This is a genomic window from Mycobacterium sp. TH-M11 (assembly GCF_057473725.1).
Map to the genome: position 1 here is coordinate 1 of NZ_JBYCLD010000442.1, position 4,788 is coordinate 4,788.

4 protein-coding genes are annotated in these 4,788 nt (G+C 68.5%); 3 read left to right on the plus strand and 1 reads right to left on the minus strand.

Annotated features, from left to right (window positions below):
* Nucleotides 1-19 precede the first annotated feature (19 nt).
* Complete coding sequence (locus tag AC2VOG_RS17280) at nucleotides 20-499, minus strand: gamma-glutamylcyclotransferase family protein (RefSeq protein ID WP_486941079.1); 480 nt, start codon at nucleotides 497-499, stop codon at nucleotides 20-22.
* 64 nt (nucleotides 500-563) lie between these two features.
* Here AC2VOG_RS17280 and AC2VOG_RS17285 point away from each other — a divergent pair, with 64 nt between their 5' ends.
* From AC2VOG_RS17285 to AC2VOG_RS17295, 3 genes are all read left to right on the plus strand, one after another.
* Nucleotides 564-1,970: an NAD(P)H-quinone dehydrogenase gene (locus tag AC2VOG_RS17285; protein ID WP_486941080.1), complete on the plus strand. Its 1,407-nt coding sequence runs from the start codon at nucleotides 564-566 to the stop codon at nucleotides 1,968-1,970.
* A 66-nt stretch (nucleotides 1,971-2,036) separates the two neighbouring features.
* On the plus strand, nucleotides 2,037-3,773 hold the full coding sequence (locus tag AC2VOG_RS17290) for a glycerol-3-phosphate dehydrogenase/oxidase (protein ID WP_486941081.1): 1,737 nt from the start codon (nucleotides 2,037-2,039) through the stop codon (nucleotides 3,771-3,773).
* Entirely contained in the window at nucleotides 3,770-4,639 is an 870-nt protein-coding gene (locus AC2VOG_RS17295) for a pseudouridine synthase (RefSeq protein ID WP_486941082.1), read from the plus strand. The genes AC2VOG_RS17290 and AC2VOG_RS17295 overlap by 4 nt, the downstream gene beginning before the upstream one ends.
* Nucleotides 4,640-4,788 lie beyond the last annotated feature (149 nt).

Genomic DNA, 4,788 nt, shown 5'->3' on the forward strand with positions numbered 1-4,788 from the left:
GACGGCGCTCTAGGGACGGCTACCCGCCGTGCCCTGGGCCGACGTTGCGGGCCGGCCAGGTGCGGATCTTGTGGACGTATTCGCCCGGCGCACCAGCGATTTCGGCAGCGTCGGCCATCACGCCGATGTAGCGCGCCGACGGCACACCGCCTTCCCAGGCGTCCACCACGTACAGCCATGCCAGCACCGGGTCGGTGTCGGTGTCGGACGCCACGCGTTCCACCCGGCAGCGGATCTTTTTGTGTACGCCGAGTTCGGAGCCCTCCCAGCGGTCGAGGTTGCTCTCGTCGGCCGATGTCATGTCGTAGAGCACGACGAACACCTTCGACGTCGGGTCCTCCACGACCGTGGCCAGCGCGCCTTCCCAGCCGATGTCCTCGCCGCCGAACGTCAGTCGCCAGCCGTGCAGCCAGCCGGTTCCGGCCATCGGCGAGTGGGGTGCACGCTGCCGCATCTGGTCGGGATGCATGTTCGAGCCGTAAGCGGCGTAGAGCGGCACGGGGAAATCTTAGACGGCGGGCGCTGAAGCGGCGCAGATCCGCCACGTTCGTTAGGTTGGGGCCGTGGCAACCCGCATTGTGATCATCGGTGGAGGACCGGCCGGTTACGAGGCGGCGCTGGTCGCGGCAGCGCGCAATGCCCACGTCACCGTCATCGACTCCGACGGCATCGGGGGCGCGGCGGTGCTCTTCGACGTCGTGCCGTCCAAAACCTTCATTGCATCCACCGGCGTGCGCACCGAGCTGCGCCGCGGGCCGCATCTGGGCTTCGACATCGACATCGAAGCCGCCAAGATCTCGCTGCCCGAGATCCACCAGCGCGTCAAGCGGCTGGCCGCCGACCAATCAGCGGATATCAAAGCGCAGCTGCTCAGCGCAGGCGTCGACGTGGTCGCCGGCACGGGCCAGCTGGTCGACGCCGCCCCGGGCCTGGCCACCCACCGCGTGCAAGCCACCGAGCCCGACGGCACCACCAGCACCTATGACGCCGACGTCGTGTTGATCGCGACCGGTGCCAGCCCCCGCGAGCTGCCGACCGCACGGCCCGACGGCGAGCGCATCCTGACCTGGCGTCAGCTCTACGACCTGCAGGCGCTGCCCGAACACCTCGTCGTGGTCGGTTCCGGCGTCACCGGCGCAGAATTCGTGCACGCCTACACGGAACTGGGTGTCGATGTCACGGTCGTCGCCAGCCGCGACCAGATCCTGCCGTACGAGGACGCCGACGCGGCCGCGGTGCTCGAGCGGATCTTCGCCGAGCGCGGGGTTCGGCTGGTCAAGAACGCCCGCGCCGACTCGGTCACCCGTACCGACGCCGGGGTGCTGGTGACCCTGTCCGACGGGCGGACCGTCGAGGGCAGTCATGCGTTGATGACGATCGGCTCGGTGCCCAACACCGCCGGCTTGGGCCTGGATCGGGTCGGTATCGAACTCGGGCCGGGTAACTATCTGACCGTAGACCGGGTCTCGCGGACCTCGGTGTCCAACATCTACGCTGCCGGCGACTGCACCGGGCTGCTGCCACTGGCCTCGGTCGCCGCGATGCAGGGCCGGATCGCGATGTGGCACGCGCTCGGTGAAGCCGTCACGCCGATCCGGCTGCGCACGGTCGCCGCCGCGGTGTTCACCCGGCCCGAACTCGCCGCGGTGGGCGTTCCGCAATCGGCCATCGACGACGGATCCGTTCAGGCGCGCACCATCATGCTGCCGTTGCGCACCAATGCACGGGCGAAGATGTCGGGCCTGCGGCATGGTTTTGTCAAGATCTTCTGCCGTCAGGCCTCCGGCGTGGTGATCGGCGGCGTGGTGGTGGCGCCGATCGCCTCGGAACTCATCCTGCCGATTGCGATGGCAGTGCAGACCCGCCTCACGGTGAATCAGTTGGCGCAGACACTGAGCGTGTACCCGTCGCTGTCGGGTTCGATCACGGAGGCGGCGCGACGCCTGATGGCCCACGATGACCTGGACTGACCGGCCCGGCCGGGTAGCCTTGGGACCAGCGACCTACTGGCGAGTAACCGACAGGAGACTGGTGTCGTGAGCGACCCGACTCGCGTCCCGGCGAGCTTTTTGAACGCCGAACAACGCGCTTCGGCGTGGGAGCGCCTGGGCAGCGACCAATTCGACGTGGTGGTCATCGGCGGCGGTGTGGTGGGTTCGGGTGCCGCACTGGACGCCGCCACCCGTGGTCTGAAGGTCGCACTGGTGGAAGCCCGCGACATCGCTTCTGGCACGTCAAGCCGGTCGTCGAAGATGTTTCACGGTGGGCTGCGTTACCTCGAGCAACTGGAATTCGGTTTGGTGCGTGAGGCGCTCTACGAGCGTGAATTGTCGTTGACCACCCTGGCCCCGCATCTGGTCAAGCCGCTGCCGTTTCTCTACCCGCTGACCAAGCGATGGTGGGAGCGCCCCTACGTGGCCTCGGGCATCATGCTCTACGACCAACTCGGTGGCGCGAAATCCGTTCCCGCGCAGAAGCATTTGAGTCGTGCCGGCGCATTGCGGTTATCCCCGGGCCTGAAGCGCAGTGCGCTGATCGGTGGTATCCGCTACTACGACACCGTCGTCGACGACGCCCGGCACACGCTGACCGTTGTGCGGACGGCCGCGCACTACGGCGCGGTGGTGCGGTCGTCGACACAGGTGGTGTCGTTGCTTCGGGAAGGCGACCGGGTCACCGGTGTGCGGGTCCGCGACTCCGAGGACGGCACGGTGACCGAGGTGCGGGGCCACGTCGTGGTCAATGCGACGGGTGTCTGGACCGACGAGATTCAGGCATTGTCCAAGCAGCGCGGCCGATTTCGGGTGCGCGCATCCAAAGGTGTGCATATCGTCGTCCCGCGGGACCGGATCGTCAGCGACGCCGCGATCATCCTGCGCACCGAAAAGTCGGTGATGTTCGTCATCCCCTGGGGCAACCACTGGATCATCGGGACCACCGACACCGACTGGAATCTGGACCTCGCGCACCCGGCCGCCACCAAGGCCGACATCGACTACATCCTGAGCACCGTCAACACAGTCCTGGCCACTCCGTTGACGCACAACGACATCGACGGCGTGTACGCAGGCCTGCGGCCGTTGCTGGCGGGGGAGAGCGAGGAGACTTCCAAGCTGTCCCGCGAGCATGCGGTCGCCGTGCCTGCGCCGGGTCTGATCGCCATCGCCGGCGGAAAGTACACCACCTATCGCGTGATGGGCGCCGACGCGATCGATGCTGCGGCGCAATATATTCCGGCCAGAGTGGCGCCATCGATCACCGAAAAGGTGCCGCTGCTGGGCGCCGACGGCTACTTCGCGCTGATCAACCAGACCGAACACGTCGGCGCGCTGGAAGGCCTGCACCCATACCGGGTGCGGCACCTGCTGGACCGGTACGGCTCGCTGATCAACGAAGTACTGGCGCTGGCCGCCGACCGCCGCGACCTCCTCGCCCCGATCGCCGCCGCCCCGGGCTACCTGCGGGTCGAGGCGGCCTACGCAGTGACCGCCGAGGGCGCGCTGCATCTCGAGGACATCTTGGCGCGCCGCACCCGCATCGCCATCGAGTATGCCCACCGTGGTGTCGATTGCGCCCGGGAGGTGGCGGACATCGTCGCCCCGATCCTGGGCTGGGCCGCCGACGATGTCGACCGCGAGGTGCAGACGTACACTGCCCGCGTCGAGGCCGAGGTGCTGTCGCAGGCGCAGCCCGACGACGCGTCGGCCGATGCGCTGCGGGTTCGCGCTCCGGAGGCCCGCGCCGAGATCCTCGAGCCGGTGCCACTGAATTGAGGCGCGCCCCGCTGCCGCCCCGCGACGGGCTGGGACCGGCGCGGCTGCGGGTGCGCGGCGGACCGTTGGGTGCGGAGTTGAACAGCAGGTTCGGGCCCGAGGTTGCCGCCAAGGCGGTCGCCGGCGAAGTCGTCGACCAACGCGGCGCCGTGCTCGATCCCGCGGCGGTCCTTCCTGCCGGCGCCGTCGTGTACCTCTACCGTGAACTGCGCGACGAGGTCGAGGTGCCCTTCGACATTCCAGTGCTGTACCAGGACGACGACATCGTCGTGGCCGACAAGCCCCATTTTCTGGCCACCATGCCGCGCGGCCGGCACGTCGCGCAGACGGCGCTGGTGCGCCTTCGGCGGCAACTCGGGCTCGACGAGCTCAGTCCGGCCCACCGGTTGGACCGGCTCACGGCCGGGGTGCTGCTGTTCACGACTCGCCGTGCCGTCCGTGGGCACTACCAGACGCTGTTCGCCCGCGGCGCGGTGCGCAAGACCTACCTGGCAAGAGCCGCGGTCGACCCTGGCGTGCCGTTACCGCAGGTGGTCCGCAGCCGTATTGTCAAGCGCCGCGGGAATATTCAAGCTGTCGAGGAGTCCGGCGAGCCAAACGCGGAGACCCTGGTGGAGTTGATGTCACCGGACGGGCGCTATCGGCTGACGCCGCGGACCGGGCGCACGCACCAGTTGCGGGTGCACATGGCGTCGCTGGGCATCCCGATCGAAGGCGACCCGTTGTACCCCAACGCGATTGACGTAGCTGCCGACGACTTCTCCACGCCGCTGCAACTCCTGGCGCAGCGCCTCGAGTTCGACGACCCGCTGACCGGAATCCGGCGCGTGTTCGTCAGCATGCGGCGGCTAGACCCGCGCCGCTAGCAGCGCTCGGCCCCGCGACGCATCACCGGGCGGTCGTGGCGGTCAAACTCCGCCAGGCTCGACGCGGTTGCGCTTGTCTTTTTTGGGTCGGCCGCGGTTGCGCGTGGTACTGCCATGTCCGCAACGGCGGCGCACAGTGTCGCCCACGC